At 62.6% G+C, this 13270-nt stretch carries 15 protein-coding genes; 5 read left to right on the plus strand and 10 right to left on the minus strand.

Translation table 11 applies throughout. The annotated features are described in order from the left end of the window. Positions 1–31 precede the first annotated feature (31 nt). Complete coding sequence (locus OZ911_RS22545; protein ID WP_070086458.1) at positions 32–2266, minus strand: beta-galactosidase; 2235 nt, start codon at positions 2264–2266, stop codon at positions 32–34. An 80-nt stretch (positions 2267–2346) separates the two neighbouring features. Next, the gene (gene dinG, locus OZ911_RS22550) at positions 2347–4491 is read right to left on the minus strand and encodes an ATP-dependent DNA helicase DinG (RefSeq protein WP_023048791.1); all 2145 of its coding nucleotides are present in this window, start codon (positions 4489–4491) and stop codon (positions 2347–2349) included. A gap of 97 nt (positions 4492–4588) precedes the next feature. On the opposite strand from dinG, the gene OZ911_RS22555 reads away from it, so the two are divergent. Then, positions 4589–5053, plus strand: a complete 465-nt coding sequence (locus tag OZ911_RS22555; protein WP_016488737.1) for a CopD family protein — start codon at positions 4589–4591, stop codon at positions 5051–5053. 102 nt (positions 5054–5155) lie between these two features. On the opposite strand, the gene OZ911_RS22560 is transcribed toward OZ911_RS22555, so the two are convergent. The 4 genes from OZ911_RS22560 to OZ911_RS22575 form a co-directional block, all read right to left on the minus strand. Further along, positions 5156–5914 (minus strand): collagen-like triple helix repeat-containing protein, encoded by a 759-nt coding sequence (locus tag OZ911_RS22560; RefSeq protein WP_070086457.1) that lies wholly within the window; start codon positions 5912–5914, stop codon positions 5156–5158. Continuing rightward, complete coding sequence (locus OZ911_RS22565; RefSeq protein ID WP_016488739.1) at positions 5907–6182, minus strand: DUF1145 domain-containing protein; 276 nt, start codon at positions 6180–6182, stop codon at positions 5907–5909. The genes OZ911_RS22560 and OZ911_RS22565 overlap by 8 nt, the downstream gene beginning before the upstream one ends. Positions 6183–6280: 98 nt before the next feature. Continuing rightward, positions 6281–7000 (minus strand): PA1041 family peptidoglycan-binding anchor lipoprotein, encoded by a 720-nt coding sequence (locus OZ911_RS22570; RefSeq protein ID WP_016488740.1) that lies wholly within the window; start codon positions 6998–7000, stop codon positions 6281–6283. An 88-nt stretch (positions 7001–7088) separates the two neighbouring features. Further along, a complete protein-coding gene (locus tag OZ911_RS22575) occupies positions 7089–7781 on the minus strand; it encodes a PA1041 family peptidoglycan-binding anchor lipoprotein (protein ID WP_016488741.1) in 693 nt (230 codons plus the stop codon). Between the two features lie 159 nt (positions 7782–7940). Between OZ911_RS22575 and OZ911_RS22580 the strand changes: the two genes are divergently transcribed. Genes OZ911_RS22580 through OZ911_RS22595 form a run of 4 tightly spaced genes read left to right on the plus strand, consistent with a single transcriptional unit; the run spans position 7941 to position 9613 of the window. Then, positions 7941–8435, plus strand: coding sequence for a DUF6231 family protein (locus OZ911_RS22580; protein WP_024717443.1), 495 nt, complete (start codon positions 7941–7943; stop codon positions 8433–8435). Between the two features lie 2 nt (positions 8436–8437). Next, positions 8438–8914 carry a YchJ family protein gene (locus tag OZ911_RS22585; protein WP_016488750.1) on the plus strand — a complete coding sequence of 159 codons (477 nt, stop codon included), beginning with the start codon at positions 8438–8440 and terminating at the stop codon, positions 8912–8914. A 2-nt stretch (positions 8915–8916) separates the two neighbouring features. Further along, positions 8917–9402 (plus strand): LEA/WHy family protein, encoded by a 486-nt coding sequence (locus OZ911_RS22590; protein ID WP_031312595.1) that lies wholly within the window; start codon positions 8917–8919, stop codon positions 9400–9402. Positions 9403–9409: 7 nt separating this feature from the next. After that, positions 9410–9613 carry an SEC-C metal-binding domain-containing protein gene (locus tag OZ911_RS22595; protein ID WP_019471879.1) on the plus strand — a complete coding sequence of 68 codons (204 nt, stop codon included), beginning with the start codon at positions 9410–9412 and terminating at the stop codon, positions 9611–9613. A 24-nt stretch (positions 9614–9637) separates the two neighbouring features. On the opposite strand, the gene OZ911_RS22600 is transcribed toward OZ911_RS22595, so the two are convergent. The 4 genes from OZ911_RS22600 to OZ911_RS22615 are packed head-to-tail and all read right to left on the minus strand — an operon-like array spanning position 9638 to position 13243. Beyond that, positions 9638–10540, minus strand: a complete 903-nt coding sequence (locus OZ911_RS22600; protein ID WP_023049357.1) for a pyridoxal-phosphate dependent enzyme — start codon at positions 10538–10540, stop codon at positions 9638–9640. Beyond that, a complete protein-coding gene (locus OZ911_RS22605) occupies positions 10537–11748 on the minus strand; it encodes an MFS transporter (protein WP_016488754.1) in 1212 nt (403 codons plus the stop codon). Before OZ911_RS22605 ends, OZ911_RS22600 begins: the two co-directional genes overlap by 4 nt. Then, positions 11745–12533 (minus strand): alanyl-tRNA editing protein, encoded by a 789-nt coding sequence (locus OZ911_RS22610; protein ID WP_016488755.1) that lies wholly within the window; start codon positions 12531–12533, stop codon positions 11745–11747. The genes OZ911_RS22605 and OZ911_RS22610 overlap by 4 nt, the downstream gene beginning before the upstream one ends. Next, the gene (locus OZ911_RS22615; RefSeq protein WP_023049356.1) at positions 12530–13243 is read right to left on the minus strand and encodes a serine O-acetyltransferase; all 714 of its coding nucleotides are present in this window, start codon (positions 13241–13243) and stop codon (positions 12530–12532) included. Before OZ911_RS22615 ends, OZ911_RS22610 begins: the two co-directional genes overlap by 4 nt. Positions 13244–13270: the final 27 nt, after the last annotated feature.

Consider the following 13270-nt stretch of genomic DNA (forward strand, 5'->3'; position numbering starts at 1 on the left):
CCAAATGGTCGCGACGAACGGTAGCTTGTGCTCAGGGCGCCTGTTTTTCCAGCTGGGTGCGCAATTGGGCCATCGCCTGCAGGTTGCCCTTGCGTACGGCGTCGACAAAACCCGGGTACGGCACATCGGTGATCGCCACCAGCCCAAGGTGGCCGTTCTCGCCGTCAAGTAGCCGACCACTGGCTGGCTGGTCGAGGTATTGGAACCAGTGCGCGCCAACGATCATCGGCTGCGCCAGGGCCGCCTTGAGGAAGTTGCCATAGGCCGGACCGCGGTCTTCTTCCCGCGCCAGCTCCAGCGGCCCCGGCCAGAATGGCCCGCGATCACGCGAGCCGAACTGGAACTCGGACACCAGCACCGGCTTGTCCAGTTCGGCCAGGCGGGCGAAATCGTAGCCGTCCTGTGGCTTGAGGGTATAGAAGTTGAAGCTGAGTACATCGCAGAACTCGGCACAGGCCTTGACCGCCTCCGGCGTGCTGACCGCATAGCGACCACCGAGCAGCAGGTGATTGGGGGCGTGCCACTTCAGTGAGTCGGCAATGGTCTTGAAGTAGGTCTCGGCGAACACTTGCTGGAAGTGCTGGTAGTCGCGCTCGATTTCCGGATGTTCCGGGTCGGGCAGCGGTGCTTCGAAGCCCGGGTCTTCCATGAGTTCCCAGGCGGCCAGTTCGATGCCCCAGGCCTTGGACAGCCCTTGCTGGTTACGGTACTTGTCGCGCAGCTGCTTGAGGAAGGCGCGCTTGGCCGGTACATCTGTGGTCAGGCGCAAAGTGCCGTAGGCCAGGCCATACCGTGCTTTAGGGTCGCTGCCGGGGGCAGCCCAGGCCAGTTCATTGTCGGCGAAGTAGCCGATCAGCCAAGGGTCGTCACGGTGATCTCGGGCAGCAATGGCCACTGCGCGCTCGGTGGCCATGGCAAAACGCGGGTCGAACGGGTCGGGCATGCTGCCCCACCAGTCCATGCCAGTGCTGATGCTGGCGTAATCACCCACGATCGACAGCGGCAAGGTGTAGGGCATACGTTTGGCCTGGCCCAGAGCGGGCTCGCTCCAGTTGCCGACCGTGTTGAAACCCCAGGCCTGCAAACGGTCGAGCGCATGCGTTTGCCAGCGGGCGGCGTCCAGTACCTGTGGCGGGCAATTAACGGGCTGCCCTTCAGCGGCCGGCGGGCAGGGTTTGCCGTAGGTACGTTGCAGGTTGGCGGCATAGAAATCGAACCAACGCCCTTGCTTGAAGTTGCGCCCTTGAGACGAGGCATTGCCATCGTCGTTGTTGCCTTCGCCGTAGAATGCGGCCAGCGCATCGCCCTCGCCCGGCAACGCCTTGAACATGCCTTCACGGCCGGCGACGTAGGTACGCCCGCCGTCTGCGGCGACGGCATTCACCCCCAAAGAATAGAACGGGTGGCCCTCCGGCGTTACCAGGTACCAGCGCCCATCACGCTTTTCGGTGCGAAAAAAACCTTTGGCCTCGAACGCCGGCCCGGCCAGCAGCCCGCCGTAGCCGTCCAGTTGCTGCCTGCCCCGCTCAGCCAGCCAGCCCTTGAGCTGCTGCTGTTCACGCGTATCGGCCGCCTTGAGCTGCTCGTCATTGGCAACCTTCTCGGGCCAATTGCCGCGAGTGGACTGGCCGTAGGCATCGATCAGATCCTGGTACGCCGCCTTGTAGGCCAGGTCGTCATCCTGGATCCCCACCCGCTCGATCAGCAGGCTCTGCGCCACCTTGGGGTTGGGGATGCTCAGGCTGACCGAGGCCACCTGTTTGAGGTCCACCGCGCCAGCGCTGCTGGTCAGCAGCAAGCGCTGGCCGCCATGGCTCCACGGCATGGGCGGCCCGGCGCGCATGCCCTGGCTCAGCGGCGAGCTGGCCGTCAGCGGCACCATCACGGTTTGCGCGGGACCGGCCGGCAGGTCAATCCGGCTGGTCAATGTGCCGCCATCGCTGCCTTGCACCGTGACATCCACTGTCAGCGCCCAGTCCATGCCACTCTGCAGGCGCAAGGTGAGGAACTGCCCGGCGGACCAGTCCCACGCCCCACCTTGCGGGCTCAGCCGCAGGGTCGGCCGCTCGGCCGGGTTGAACACCACACGCCGCAACACCTCGCCTTCGGCCGTCTGCTCGGCGTTGTACTGGGGCATGCCGGCATCCTCGGTTGCCACATTGACCACCGAGGCCGGGCGCACGAAGCTGAACAGCGTCTGCTGCCCAGCCAGCAAGGGCGAGCTGAACAGCAGGGCGAAAACGGCGGGCAGGGTGAGGCGGACCATAAGGCTGGGGCTCTCCTTCAGGCCACTCACGGGCCCTGGACTGAGTAATGTACGACGTGCCGAAGCAAGTGCCCCGGCGGTCAGCAAATCTCCCGCCGGAACGGCGGCAGCGCATTGAGAATAGCCTTGCCATAGCGCTGGGTGACCAGGCGCCGGTCAAGCAAGGTAATGACACCGCGATCCTGCTCGGTACGCAGCAGGCGACCGCAGGCCTGGATCAGCTTCAGCGAGGCGTCGGGTACGGCAATTTCCATGAACGGGTTGCCGCCACGGGCCTCGATCCACTCGGCCAGCGCGGCTTCGACCGGGTCATCGGGCACGGCAAACGGAATTTTGGCAATCACCACATGCTCGCAATAGGCGCCAGGCAGGTCGACACCCTCGGCAAAGCTTGCCAGGCCGAACAGCACGCTGTGCTGGCCATCGTCGACCCGCGCCTTGTGCTTGTTCAGGGTTTCCTGCTTGGACAGGTTGCCCTGGATAAGTACCAGCTTGCGCCAGTCACGGTCCAGGCCATCGAACACGTCCTGCATCTGCTTGCGCGAGGAGAACAGCACCAGTGCGCCGCGGGCATCTTCGACGATGTTCGGCAGCTCACGGATGATGGCGGCGGTGTGCGCCGCTGCGTCGCGTGGGTCGGCCTTGAGGTCGGGCACCCGCAACAGACCGGCGTCGCCGTGCACGAACGGGCTGGGCACCACACAGGTGACCGCGTCACGCGGCAAACCCGAGCGCATGCGGAAGCGGTCGAATTTACCCAGCGCGGTCAACGTCGCCGAGGTCACCAACGCGCCGTGGGCAACGCTCCACAGGCTGCGGCGAAGCATTTCGGCAGCGAGGATGGGGCTGGCGTTGACTTCGATGTCGAACATCGCCCCGCTTTCGGCCAACGTCAGCCAGCGAGCCATGGGCGGGCTGTCTTGCGGGTCTTCGGCGGTAAAGGCTGTCCACAGTTCCCAGTTGCCCTGGGCACGGGTGACCAGGCTGCCGAACAACGGGTACCACTCCTCGGCCTGGTGGCTGGCGATGCCAATGTTGACCTCGCCGTCCATGCCTTCCTTGAGCAGGTCGGCCAGACGGGTGAACAGATCGTTGAGGCGGGCAAAACCCTTCTTCAGCTCGATACCCACTTCGCGCAGCTGCTCCGGCACGACGCCGCCTTCGAAGCGATAGCGGGGGCGCTCACGGCCCTCGGTGTCTTCACTGGGACGGAAGTCGGCCACCTGCTCGCAGAGGGTGAACATGAACTGCTGCTGGGTGCGCACTTCCCGCGCCAGCTCTGGGACCTGCTCGATGTACTTGCCCAGATCGCCGGGCAGCGGGTGCTGGGCCAGCAGCTTGGTCAGGTTCTTGGCGGTCTGCTCCAGCCAGTCTGCGGTGGAGCGCAGGCGGGAATAATGGGCGAAGTGGCCGATGGCCTTGTCTGGCAGGTGATGGCCTTCGTCGAACACATACACGGTGTCGCGCGGGTCAGGCAGCACCGCACCGCCGCCCAGGGCCAGGTCGGCCAGCACCATGTCATGGTTGGTAACGATCACGTCGACCTTGCCCATGCCTTCACGGGCCTTGTAGAACACGCACTGCTGGAAATTCGGGCAGTGTCGGCCGGTGCACTGACTATGGTCGGTGGTCAGCCGGGCCCAGTCCTGGTCTTCCAGGGCTTCTGACCAGCTGTCACGGTCGCCGTCCCAGCGGTTGCCGGCAAGCTTCTCGATCATGCTGTTGAACAGCTTCTGGCTGCGCTCGTCGACTTCGATGCGGAAGCCTTCTTCCTCGAACAGCTGAGCGGTAGCCGACTGGGCGTGGCCCTCCTGCAGGAGGATGTCGAGCTTGGACAGGCACAGATAGCGGCCACGGCCTTTGGCCAGGGCGAAGCTGAAATTGAGCCCGCTGTTGCGCATCAGGTCGGGCAGGTCCTTGAAGACGATCTGCTCCTGAAGGGCCACGGTGGCGGTGGCAATCACCAGGCGCTTGCCGGCTGCCTTGGCGGCCGGGATGGCGGCGAGGCTATAGGCCACCGTCTTGCCGGTACCGGTGCCCGCCTCGACGGCAACCACGGCAGGCTCGCCGACGCGGCGGCCTTCATCGTCGCAGGCAATGTCGCCCAGTACCTTGGCCACTTCGGCGATCATCAGGCGCTGGCCATAGCGGGGCTTGAGGCTCTTGGCTTCGAGAAAACGCGAGTAGGCGCCCTGGATGGTGGCTTTGAGTTCGTTGCTGATCATGGTCTGCAGGCGCCCGTAGGGCTGGATATATTTTCAGTGTTTCGCATGGGCGGCTATCATACCCCGCTATTGCCCTTTATGCCGCATGGAGATCCGGATGCTCGCCTTTGCCCTGCCCTACACACTGCATGTTCTGGCTGCCCTGGTATGGGTCGGCGGCATGTTCTTCGCCTGGCTGGTGCTGCGCCCGGCAACGGTTGCGGCCCTTGAAGGGCCTGCGCGGCTGCGGCTGTGGGTGGAAGTTTTCCGACGCTTCTTTGGCTGGGTCTGGCTGGCGGTGGCGATCTTGGCGATAAGTGGTATCGGCATGTTGCACTTGCGTTTCAGCGGTTTCGAGACTGCACCGAAGTACGTACAGGTGATGATCGGTGGGGGCATCGTCATGTTTGCCTTGTTCATGCGCATTCAGGCGTTGCTGCTGCCGGAGTTGAAGACGGCGGTCCAAGCCGAGGACTGGCCGACGGGGGCGGCGGTGCTCGGGCGCATTCGGCGGATGGTGGGGGTCAACCTGCTGCTGGGCCTGGCCGTGGTTGCTGTGGCCAGCTCGCGCCTGATGATCTGACAGCTGAGTTATGCGTTGGAGATAGATCGAGCGCCGCGCGGGCGGCGCTCGATCGCATAGGCGCTGCAATTTCCCTGGCGAGAACTTCGCAGCCAAAAAGGTTTACAGGTGTTGCAGAATCAGCTCACCTGCGGCGCCTGCCAGGCCGGGCTGCCCAGGCTGCCCTGGCCGGCCATTGGCGCCAGCATCGGTGCTGTACACCAGGCAACCCTTGCTAGCCCCACCTTTACCCGCCTTGCCCGCCGCCCCGGGCTTGCCTGGGGCGCCACCCTCCAGGCGCACGACAACGCGCTCTTGCGCGAACCCCTGCGGCACGCTGAGGCGGATGCGCCCGCCCGGCGCACCATCGTGCCCGTTGCCGCCGTCATCGCCATTGGCACCACGGCTGGCCTGGCCCCAGGTGCAACCACCCGCCTGCCCGTTGCCACCATCAAGGCCCACATAACCCGGCGCCCCCGCGCCACCACGGGCATCGATCGCCACCCGCTCGGCATCCACTTCAGCCAGTTTCAGGTCCAGGCTGCGGCCTGGCCGAGCTGCCCGCTGATAACTACCCGCCGCTCCGGGGGCACTGAATTCACTGCCTTCACCCAACCTCGCACTACGCGCCTCGATGACCAGGGGGCTGTCGGAGGGTGCAATGGCGATACGCGCATCACGGCCCAGTTCCAGGTGATCGACCGTCAATTGCGCAAGCGAGGCTGGCAGCAGCAGGGTTGCCGCATCGGCGACACGCAGGTGCGTGAAATGCACGCTGGCCGACTTGTCGGGCAGGCGCAGCATGGAATTGGCGGCGACTTCCAGGCTTTCAGCCTGGGCCAAGGGAGCGGCCAACATGGCCAGCAACATCAAATTACGCATTTCGGGGCGCCTCCTGCGCACGGGGAATGGACATGACATGGAAGATACCCGTCAACAGGATCTGCAAACGGTCGAACCAGCGGTGGCTGCGCCCACGCAAGCTGCCATTGAAGAACAGCACTTCGAGGAGGTGCAAGCTGAACAGGACGATGCCGGCGGCATTGATCAACAGATTGAAGGGCAAAGGTTGTGGCATCAATTGATTGAACAACACCACACCCCAGAAAGCGACCGTCAGAACCTTGCCCAGGCCCAGGATGAACTTCATACCCCGCCCCTATAAATTGTTGTTTTGTCGAGACAGCCCGTTCGAGCGGGCCATGCGACCAACATTAACTGCAATGCCAAGGCAGGCGCCAGCACCGCTCAGTTGAGGTGCAGCTCCACTCGTCGGTTGCGCGCGCGGCCCTCCTCGCTTTCGTTATCAGTGACAGGCTCGCTTTCTCCACGGCCCTGGCTGGTGACCTTGCCCGGTTCCAGGCCCTGGCTGATAAGGTACTCGGCAACGCTGCTGGCACGGCGCTCGGAAAGCGCCTGGTTGTAGCTGTCGGAACCCACGTTGTCGGTGTGTCCGATCACGCTCACCTTGGCGATGGTCGGTGAGTCGAGTTTCGCCACCAGGCCTTGCAGCCGTTGCTGCGCCGCCGAGGTCAGGTCGGCGGAATCGAAGGCAAACATCACCGCGCCGTTGTCATCGAGGATGATCACCTCCGGCGAGGGCTCAGGTACAGTGGCAGGCGGCGCTGCGGGGTACTCCTTCAGCGGGCAACCCATATGGTCGACTGCAGTGTTGGCGGGAGTATCGGGGCAATGATCGCGGCGGTCGAAAATGCCGTCGCCATCTTCGTCACCGTCCTGGGCGTAACAGATCAACCCCCCGGCAATGGCGCCCAGAGCGCCGCCACCTGCGGCCCAAGTGGAGCTTTCAATAGCGCCCAGGCCGCCCCCGACCAGGCCTCCCAGCAGGCTGCAGATGGGCCAGGTCCTTTGGTTGAGCGGCGCGCCACCATCGCTGTGGGTTGCACAGCCCGCGAGCAGGCTGGCAGCCACCAACAGCGGCAGCGCCGCCTTCGACGTCACACTCATGCTGAATGCTCCTGTGTCATTGGCCACGAACGGCTGACCGGCATGAAGACGCGCCCGTGCCACTGCTCAAGGCACGGGCGCACACCGTCTACCGCTGGATCTTGATTTCGGTACGGCGGTTCATGGCACGCCCCTCGGCCGTGGCATTGTCCGCCACCGGCTGGGTTTCACCAGCGCCGACCACCGAAACGAAGCTGCTGCGCGGTACACCGCTCTCGACCAGGTAATCGGTCACCGAGTGGGCCCGACGCTCGGACAGTTTCTGGTTGTAGCTATCGGAGCCAACGCTGTCGGTATGGCCGCTGACGCTCAGGCGGGCGGAGGGCGCTTCCTGCTTCAGGCGCGTGGCAATGGTGTTGAGGCGCTCTTTGTCACGGGCGGTCAGGCGTGCAGAATCGAACTCGAAGTGCACATCGCGGATGACGATGACCTCTTCCTTCTGCACCACCACTTCCTCCACCACTGCTACCGGCTCAGGCGGGCAGCCGTTGGCATCGACCTGCACACCACGGGGTGTGCCCGGGCACTTGTCACGGCTGTCCGGCACGCCGTCGCCATCCTCGTCACCATCGCCATGGGCCCAGCAATAGCCCGCCGCCAGGCCACCGCCCAACAACGCACCCCAGCCAGCCCAGCTGGAACTTTCAATAGCGCCCAATGCGGCGCCACCTACACCCCCGACGGCGGCACATTTCGGCCAGTCGGTTTTCTGCAAACCTGCACAACCAGTCAACACACTGGTGAGCAGTACCAGGGGTAACGCTGTGCGTACTATGCTCATTTCATTGCTTCTCCTAGGGGGAATCGGCATAAGGCCGATCTCTGGGAGTAAAGACCGGGCATTCGAACCCTGCCAGCAATAAGCCACGACATGGTCACAAGCCTCTTTGCCCGCACGCCGCAGCCCGCTAGTCTTGGACGACTTGAACGAGGATTGGCAATGACCGACGGTTTTTCCCAACGCACCCCGCAGCAGGCCCTCGCGGCCCTGCTCGAACGCTTCACCCCACAACGCCTGCTGCTGGTCGGCACGCGCTTTCCGGCGCTGGATGCCTTCGCCCAGGCGCACCCCCAGGTGACTATTGCCACTGCAGCCCCGGGCCCGCTGCCGGCCGAACTGGCGGCACAACGCTTTGACCTGGCGGTGCTGGTGGACTGCCTGGAACACCTGCCCAAGCGCACCGGCCTGGAACTGCTCGGCGGCATTCGCAACCTCAATGCCAGCCGGGTCGCGGTGCTGACCGACCTGACCGCCTGCGGCTGGCAAGATACTGACTTCTTTGCCCTGGCCCTGTCGGCCAGCGAGAAATTCCGCCGTGACCAGCAGGTATTAAGCCTGTTCACCTATGATCTACATGACTACAAGCAGGTCCCGGACTGGCTCAACGCCCGGTTCTGGGCCAATCCTGAAAACTTCGGCAAGTACTGGTGGTGATGATGAGTGTCTCGGTCTGCCCTTGCGGCAGTGGCAACCTGCTCGACGCCTGTTGCGGGCATTACCATGCCGGCACCCCGGCACCCGATGCCCAGGCGCTGATGCGCTCACGCTACAGTGCCTACGTGCTGGGCCTGGTCGACTACCTGGTCGCCACCACCCTGCCGGCCCAGCAAGCCGACCTGGACAAAGCCGCCATGGCTGCCTGGAGCGCCCAGAGCACCTGGCTGGGGCTGGAGGTGGAAGGCGCCGAAGTGCTGGGCGGCCAGCCGGAGCACGGGTTTGTCACCTTCACCGCACGCTGGCACGACCAGGATGGCGATCACCAGCACCGTGAACGTTCGGCGTTCGTCCAGCATGCCGGGCGCTGGTACTTCATCGACCCTACGGTCGGGCTGAAGGCCGGGCGTAACGACCCTTGCCCTTGCGCCAGCGGGCAGAAGTTCAAGAAATGCTGCGCCAGTTACGTGGGGAGCTGACCATGATGACCCGCGCCCGTCTGCTAATGCCCTGCACCCTGATGGCATGCCTGGCGTTGCTGGCGGGCTGCGCCAGTTGGGGGGGTGACGACTGGCGCGAACCCGAAGTGCACCTGATCGAGGTCGAAACGGTCAAGGCCAGGTTGCTGGAGCAAGAGTTCGTGCTGCACGTGCGGGTCGACAACCCCAATGACAGCCGCCTGTTCATCCGCAACCTGTCGTATGCAATACGCCTCAACGACCTGCTGCTGGTACAGGATGAAGCCAGCGTATGGCGCAGCGTGGGCGGGCACGCCCGACGCACCTTCAAGATTACCGCGCGAACCAACCTGTGGCAGCACCTCAAGCCACTGGCCAAGCTGCTCAGAAGCAAGCAGCCGCTGCATTACACCCTGCAGGGCGAGCTGGCGACCGGGCTGCTCATCCATCGGGACCTGCACTTATCGCGCAGTGGTGAGATAATCCCCGGCGATCACATCCCGGAGTAACCCTGCAATGTCCCAACAACCTCACGTTCATGGCCCTGACTGCAACCACGACCATGATCATGACCACCACCACGATCATGGCCATGTACACGGCCCGCACTGCAACCACGGCCACCAGGAGCCGGTACGCAACGCCCTGAAGGACGTTGGCCGTAACGACCCTTGCCCTTGCGGTAGCGAGAAAAAGTTCAAGAAGTGCCACGGCGCCTGATCGACTGGCTCGATTAAAAACCTGCTACGCGGCCTTTCGCCGGGTCGCCCCCAGCAAGTCCTGGTACCAGAGCCCCGCGTCATAGGCGATGGTGACCAGGGTGGTCGCGGCATACCGCGGGTGCTGTGCCATGCGCTGGGCAACAGCGAGGCAGGCTGCGGCGGTATTCCCCACGAAAATGCCACTTTGCATGTAGAACCAGCGCTGTGCGGCCAGCATTTCGGCGTGCTGCACCTGAGCCCGTTCGTCCACCAGCGACCAGTCCATGAAGGGTGGGCAAACACCCACCGCCATGCCTTCAAAGCGATGGTCGGTGAACACACCCGCCCTTGAATCACAACCGCTGGGGTCGACCAACACCGTCGACACCTCGAAACCGTGGTCCTTCAGCCCCAGGGTAATACCTGTAAAACTTGCGCCAGTGCCGGCGCAGCCGACAAACAGGATTTCCCGCCCAGCCCCGACGTTGGTCAATTGCACGGCCAGTTCGCTGGCCGTCTGGTAACGATGGGCTTCAATGCCCACCGGGTTGTTGAATTGATCGGTATAGAAATAGGACTTGCCCAGCGCGACCTGGTTATCCAGGTGATGCATCACGACATCCTTGGGCGTGGCACCGGCCACCAGCAATTCCTTGCCGATCAGCCTGGCACCAAAACACTCCAGCAAGTCCCGTTTGGTCTGGCTGAAGCCAAGCCCTACCGCCAGCTCCACGGCAACCTGGTATTTGTGGCAGGCCGCCAGCAAGCCGAAACCGAAACTGCCACCGGTTTTTTCGATGACCGTCGTCACACCTGGGATGATGTCGCCATTGCGCAAGGCATGTTCCACGATGAGCCGGGCTGCCCGGTACTTGTGGCTACCGCCTGGGTTGTTCATTTCCAGTTTGGTGTAGATGCGTTCGCTGACGCTGATGAGTTCGCTCATTTGCGGCTACCTTCCATGGAAGTGTGCAGGCAGGCCTTGTTCTGCAGCAGGCCAGCAGTGGCGAAAAGCAAACCGATGCAAAGGGCCATGCAGATAGCGTTGGTGCCATCCCAGCCAACCGTGCTCAGCAACAGTGAGGGGCTGAAGGCTCCGACGGTTGCCAATATGGCAATGGCCAAGTCGTTCTTGCCCTGCATCTGCATCGCTGCCGGGCTGTTCTGCAGCGCCTGGGCCAGCAATGCGCCGCCGCCCACATAGGTCAGGTTCCAGCCCAGCCCGAGGGCAATCAGCGCCAGGGTCATCATGGCGTAGCTGTGCGACCAGATATTCAGCGCCGAGCATCCGATCAACAGGGCCAACCCGGCACAGATAGTGGTCTTGATGCCCAGCTTCTGGATGATTGCGCCGGTGAAAAACGACGGTGCAAACATGGCTACCACATGCCACTGGATTGCCAGGCGCACGTCAGAGAAGTCCTCATGCATGTGTTTCATGTGCATCGATGCCTGAATCATGAGCAGGTTCATGATCCCGTAGCTCAGTGCCGCCACCGCCATGGCAACTTTCACGGCCGGGCTGAACGGTTCGGCGCGGGGAGTGGCCGATTTTTCCGCGTGCTGACGAGCCTTGGCGGTGCCGGCATCGTTGGGCAGGCAAACGGCAATCATCAGCGAAATCACCGCCAGGCCAACAAACGAGGCATAACACAGCGAAAACAGCGGGTACCCGCCAACGTCCCTGAGCCATTCGGTCAGTGTCGGCCCCACCACTGCGGCAATCACGCCCCCCGCCACAACCAGTGAAAGGGCTTTGGGCTTGAGGCTCTGGGCCAGATTGTCAGTGGCCGCGAAGCGGTTGAAGTTGGCAAAGGCGATATACACGCCCAACGCCGAATGGCTCAACACCAGCAGCTGGAACTGCTGGTACTCCACAGCCAGATAACCGCTGATACCAGAAGCCGCCAAAGGGATCGCCCCCAGCATGAAGGCCTTCTTGCGACCGATACGGCTCATCAACCTGGAGACGGGGTAGGTCGCCAGCATCAGGCACAGGAACTGGAACCCGTAGGGCACGGTGGACCACGCAGCAGCGGGTGCCAAGGCCGCACCGACAATGGCGGCCATGGTCACGGACATGACGGCGGTCGTCAGGTTGATCGACTGTGCGCTGAAGTACAGGTAGGTCCGCCGCGGGAGTGTGCTGTTCATAGTGCAGGCTCGTGATAGGTGGACAGATCGATTTCGGCATCCGGGAACACACAGATCAGCCGCTCTTTGCCCTTGCCCAGGCGTTTGCGCCGCACGGATAGGCGCCCGATGCGACCAGGCGACTCAAGGTGTGTGCCGCCACACGGGATTTCGATGCCGTTGTAGGTCCACAACCGCGCGTCTTCCAGGCCCTGCACCGCGTAGTGCTCGATGGGCGCATTGCAGGCGATCAGCTCATTTGCACGCCGCTCTATCTCAACCACGTCTTCGGCAGTGAAGGCGTCCTCAACCAGAAAATCGAACCGCGCAGAGTCTTCCTTGATGTGGCAGCCGATGGTCCACTGTTTCAATTCTTCTCGCAGGCTGATCGCCGCGGCATACAGGAAGTGACTGGCACTGTGAGACAGCGTCAACCGTTCGCGCCGTTCAGTATCGATAGTGACGCGGGCCGGCATGCCAACGGTGACTTCGTCCAGCAGATGCAAGTCATCAGGGTGCAGGCTGTGAATAATGATGCCGCCCAGTTTTCCGCCCTTGAAACCTTCCAGGCGAATAGGGCTGCCATAAAGTTTTTTTACCCAGACAAAGCGCACGGTACCGATCGGTAGTTCAATGGTGCCGACGTCTGCCTCCTGGCCACCACCTTCTGGATAGGCCACGGTACTTTGCAACTCGATACCGTCACTGTGCACCCGCGTTACTTGCGTACTTGCGCCCGCCAGATACTGGTCTTTGTAATACAGCTTTTCAGTATTGCGTAGCACTTCATAGTTCAGAGCATTCATGATTCCAGTACCACCTGCAATGATGTTTTAACCTGCACCCGGGCAGCCGCAGGTACGTCTTTTGTAACAATGCAGCCAGGCCCTATAAAGGCGCCGTCACCCACATGGATAGCGCCGAGTACACTGGCGAAAGCGCCGATCTGGACCCGGTTGCCGAGGGTTGGATGGCGAGGGCTCGAAGGGTTGTCGCTGATGCCGCGAGCGCCCAGCGTGACGCCGCCCAGCACGTAGCAATCGTCACCAATGGTCGAGGTTTCACCAATGACGGTGCCCATGCCGTGATCGATGATGAAACGCGCACCGATACGGCTGCGGAAATGGATTTCCGCACCCGAGAGCATTTTCCCGCGCCTGGAGATCATCGCGGCCAGGCATTGGCCACCAGCGCCGTAGGTAGAAGCAGTATTGTTATATATCCAATGGGCAAGCCGATAATGCAGAACTGCAGAATAAGAGGTATAGGTCCTTGCAATGAACACCAGGTCACGGCCAGCAGCCGGGTCTTTCTGGGCAAAGGCCTGTAAATCGGCATGCGCCTGTTCTGAAACACTTTCAATCACTGATGTTTGAACAAGTGCCTCGAACTCATCGATTGAGCAGCACTCCAATAACGCCGAGGTCACAAGGTTTTTCACAACTTTGAATGAGGCCAGTTCGTCAGGCACAGGAAGCCTGGCAATGACGGCTGATTGCATGTCCATAATCTGCATGGGCTTGATATCCAGTTATCTGGTCTG

Origin of the sequence: Pseudomonas fortuita (assembly GCF_026898135.2) — a bacterium.
Taxonomy (GTDB): domain Bacteria; phylum Pseudomonadota; class Gammaproteobacteria; order Pseudomonadales; family Pseudomonadaceae; genus Aquipseudomonas; species Aquipseudomonas fortuita.